Origin of the sequence: Microcystis sp. M53602_WE12 (genome assembly GCF_030065455.1) — a bacterium.
Taxonomy (GTDB): Bacteria; Cyanobacteriota; Cyanobacteriia; order Cyanobacteriales; family Microcystaceae; genus Microcystis; species Microcystis aeruginosa.
Genome location: NZ_JASJFB010000322.1, coordinates 1 through 3618, shown reverse-complemented (window position 1 = coordinate 3618; position 3618 = coordinate 1). Strand labels below are relative to the sequence as shown.

The following is a 3618-nucleotide window of genomic DNA, read 5'->3' as shown; positions in this document are numbered from 1 at the left end:
GCCCTACCGTTGAGGCGCTCGGCATAGTCATTAAAGCCAAATTTGGGATCTTCTAATTTGGGGGTTTGAGTCGGTTGTGGTTCAGTCATAATCTTTACAGGCTGTTTACATTTCTTTACTATTCTAGCGGAGTTAGAAGTTAGGTTGTAACTAATTTCTAACTCCTCTCTATTTGCCCTAATCTCGACCGTTAAGAGCGATTAAAAGGCGCAGAATAAAGATAAATAGGTTGATATAGGTCAAATACATCGATAAAGCAGCACTAAGATACTGTTCATCTCTGTAGGTACGGGGCAAGATGTAAAAGTCCACCACTGCCGAACCAGCAAACAAGAAAACCCCGATGCCAGAAATGGCGATTTCTAACCAGGTGGGAGTAGCGCCACCAAAGATAGAGAAAATTAGCTGACCAATGAGAACAATAAAGAGAGCGAGAATACCGATGCTAACGGTTTGAGTCAGGGCTAAACCATCTTTTTCCGACAGATTCGAGCCGATATTGCGTCCCAAGACAAAAGCGATGCCGCAACCGAGGGCAGCAATTGCCACTCCTCGCAAACCAACACCGGAAGTACCTAAGGCCACATAGACGATTCCACTGAGAGTATAGCCAGAAAGAAGACTATAGAGAGTCAGCAGGGGCAGAGCAGTGCCTGTATTGCCTCTTTCCGCAGTATTACGGGCGACAAAAAATAAAATAATCTCGGCAATCAGAGCGACAAAGAAAGTCGGGAAGAAAATCTGGGGATAGGATTGGATCACACCTAAACCGCCATAGGTTCCCACCGCAGTCAAAATTAGACCGCCACCGAGATAGGGCAGGGCCTTGGGGATAACATTGGGGCCGATAAGTGCTTGGCTTTTAGCCTCGCGTAAAGCTTGGCGAAAATTACTGGTATTACTCATGGTGACTAGGTTCGAGATACTTGTCTCAATCAATCTTGTTAAACAGAAACTATTCTTGATTAGTTCGTCAAGAATGGCAAATCGGAGGGAAGAAAAAAAGGTAAATTTTTCCCCCGGCATCGATTCCCTCTTGATTGTAACGAAAAGACTAGGGATCGAGCTAAGTAGGTAGGTGTTAAAAATTGTCAGATACCCCCCTTATCAAGGCGGGATCGGCACCCCCCTTATCAAGGGGGGATTAAGGGGGGATCGAACCGAAAATCCATTTTCACCCCCCTTGACCGCTCAAGTTACCTTAAACAGAAGCCCAATTCAAGGCGATTATGTCCCATAAACTGGATATTTCCTGTTTTTATTAATTACAATCTTCAGAGTATCCCCTGACCTAAAGCCAAACCTGTCACCAACATTCCTAACACTAGAAAAGGCTGGGCGCTGGCTTGATATTTGACATCATTTTTGAGCGGATCCCGCAAAAAATACATATCTTGGAAAGTGATCTGAGGGATAATTAATAACAGTAAAATAGCGGCATAAAGATTCTGATGAATACTAATCAGATAGCCCGCAATTCCTGCTTGAAAAACATCGATCATAATCACACAAATCCAAGCTGCGGTGGTAATTCCAAACATAACTGGCAAGGATTTTAAGCCTAATTTTTCGTCACCTTCCACACTTTTAAAGTCGTTGACCACAGCAATGCCTAAACCCGCCAGACTATAGATGAGGGTTAGGATCATAATTGTCCAATTTAACTGACCAAAAAGGGCGTGACCTGCCCACCAAGGTAAGGCTATATAACTAGCACCGAGGGCATAATTTCCTAGCCAACCATTTTGTTTTAATTTTAAAGGCGGCGCTGAATAAATATAGGCAATAAAAGAACCAAATAGGGTTAAACAGAGCATGATCGGGAAATCATGACCGGCCCAGCGATCGAGAAGATAGGCTATTCCTAACCCACCCGCTAATAAAACCAAAATCTGGCCGACTACTTGCGGAATAGAAATTGCCCCCGAAGGAATCGGGCGATAGGGTTCATTAATTGCATCGATTTCTCGATCGTAAAAATCATTTAAAGTTTGGGTATAACCGGTCATCAATGGACCGGAAAGTAACATACAGGTGGCCGCTTTTAAGACATCTTCTAAAGACCAAGTATAATTCCCCGATGAAGCAGCCCCACAGACAACCCCCCAAATTAGGGGAATCCAAGTGATCGGCTTCATCAATTGTAAGCGGATTTTCCAGAGGGAAGTTTCTGCCGATGAAGCCCCTTTCATCCCCAATAATTGGCGAGTTTTTGCGCCTCGATTATCCTTGTTTTCTATCTCGGTGTTCGACATAATCCCTTAAAAAGAAATAATTAAGTAACCGTCTTGGAATTTGGCCCCTTTTACCGCTCGTCCGGTTAGAGGCGGTGGTACATCAATATTACGCCGTTGATCCCCGGCTTCGATGGTTAATTCTGGACCCGATTGCGTCAGTTTTACCTGTTTTTTCTCGAATCCGGGTAAATAAACCTTGACCTGACCGGCTGCCGTATCGATTATTAACGGTTTGGGCGGCTGCACCGTGAGAAAATTGGGTAACTCGGCGATTAATTCCTGCCAATCTTCTCCTTGACGGTCGGGTAAAATCGCCGCCGGCAGCGGGGCAAAATCCTCCGTAGCACTCTGACAGCGATTAAAAATCACTCCCCCCACATTTAAACCGATTTGCTGCGCCCCACCCCAAAGATATTTGGCATCTGCGATCGCAAGTGGATCATCATTGGTGACTAGATAGGCTAAAACTCGCCGAGGATCGGCTAAAGCCGAGCGCCCCTCGTCTAAAATGTTATTATCGGCCTTCTTCCCCAAACCATCGGGATTAAAGGAGAAATTCAGCACGGCAGCGGCGATCGGTTGGAAAAAGGGAGAAAGGGTGCGACCAATCTCGGAATCACTGAAAACCTGCCGAAAACGCCGTAAATACCAGCCACCTACCTCTGGAATCCCCAACATTCTCAGACTGTTGATATCTCCGCTGCCGTCGTAGATGATGACATCGTAATTTCCGCTTTTATCCTGTTCCCGCAGGAAATTTAAAGCTAGAGCTTGATCCATTCCGGGTAAAATGCCCAACTCTTGACCATAAACATTTTTCAAGGTGGGAGAACGCAAATACTGCTTTTCTAATTCCTTGACTTCTTCCCAACTTTTTTCTAGTAACTGTGTACTACTAAGCTGCACAACCGAGAGATTAGGGGCAATTTCCGTAATAGAGGAGCTAGGGGAGGCCTTGAGGAGTAATCCCCAAGCGGGACCAGAATCTTGCCCGATCAAGAGAACTTTTGACCCCAGACCAGCCATTTTCTTTGCCGAAGCGATCGCTATTGTACTGCGACCGCTGCCCCCCTTGCCCAAAAAGGTCAAAATTAAGGACATAATTAATTCCTAAGCGTTGTATTTAGATGAGTTTGAGTTCATCCTCAAAAAACCAAGTAGCGGTCTTATCATCGAACTGGACAACAGCACCAACACCGCTGCCATCGGTCATCTTAAAATTTTTGATGACACCCACTTTACCCAATTTACCCGCTACATCCGAGTTAACGCGGTCTCTTAAGCGACAGACCTTGACTTTTTGCCCGATTTCCATTACTTCCACAGTTTTAATAAGACGATAATTCAATAAACCAATCCTAAGTTTAATATAAATTCGTGT

The 3618-nt window shown here is 44.8% G+C and carries 4 protein-coding genes; all 4 read right to left on the bottom strand.

Annotated features, from left to right (window positions below; genetic code table 11):
* Positions 1 to 177: 177 nt before the first annotated feature.
* Entirely contained in the window at positions 178 to 906 is a 729-nt protein-coding gene (locus PX482_RS11465) for a Bax inhibitor-1/YccA family protein (RefSeq protein ID WP_043999493.1), read from the bottom strand.
* Between the two features lie 368 nt (positions 907 to 1274).
* Entirely contained in the window at positions 1275 to 2255 is a 981-nt protein-coding gene (gene chlG, locus PX482_RS11460; protein ID WP_004266754.1) for a chlorophyll synthase ChlG, read from the bottom strand.
* Positions 2256 to 2261: 6 nt separating this feature from the next.
* Positions 2262 to 3338, bottom strand: a complete 1077-nt coding sequence (locus PX482_RS11455) for a Get3/ArsA fold putative tail anchor-mediating ATPase NosAFP (protein WP_004266753.1) — start codon at positions 3336 to 3338, stop codon at positions 2262 to 2264.
* A 22-nt stretch (positions 3339 to 3360) separates the two neighbouring features.
* Positions 3361 to 3552, bottom strand: a complete 192-nt coding sequence (gene petP, locus PX482_RS11450) for a cytochrome b6f subunit PetP (protein ID WP_002742483.1) — start codon at positions 3550 to 3552, stop codon at positions 3361 to 3363.
* Positions 3553 to 3618 lie beyond the last annotated feature (66 nt).

Bases quoted from the DNA above. Each gene is read 5' to 3' on its own strand.
- PX482_RS11465 (WP_043999493.1), bottom strand. From the start codon at position 906: ATGAGTAATACCAGTAATTTTCGCCAAGCTTTACGCGAGGCTAAAAGC.
- chlG (WP_004266754.1), bottom strand. From the start codon at position 2,255: ATGTCGAACACCGAGATAGAAAACAAGGATAATCGAGGCGCAAAAACT.
- PX482_RS11455 (WP_004266753.1), bottom strand. From the start codon at position 3,338: ATGTCCTTAATTTTGACCTTTTTGGGCAAGGGGGGCAGCGGTCGCAGT.
- petP (WP_002742483.1), bottom strand. From the start codon at position 3,552: ATGGAAATCGGGCAAAAAGTCAAGGTCTGTCGCTTAAGAGACCGCGTT.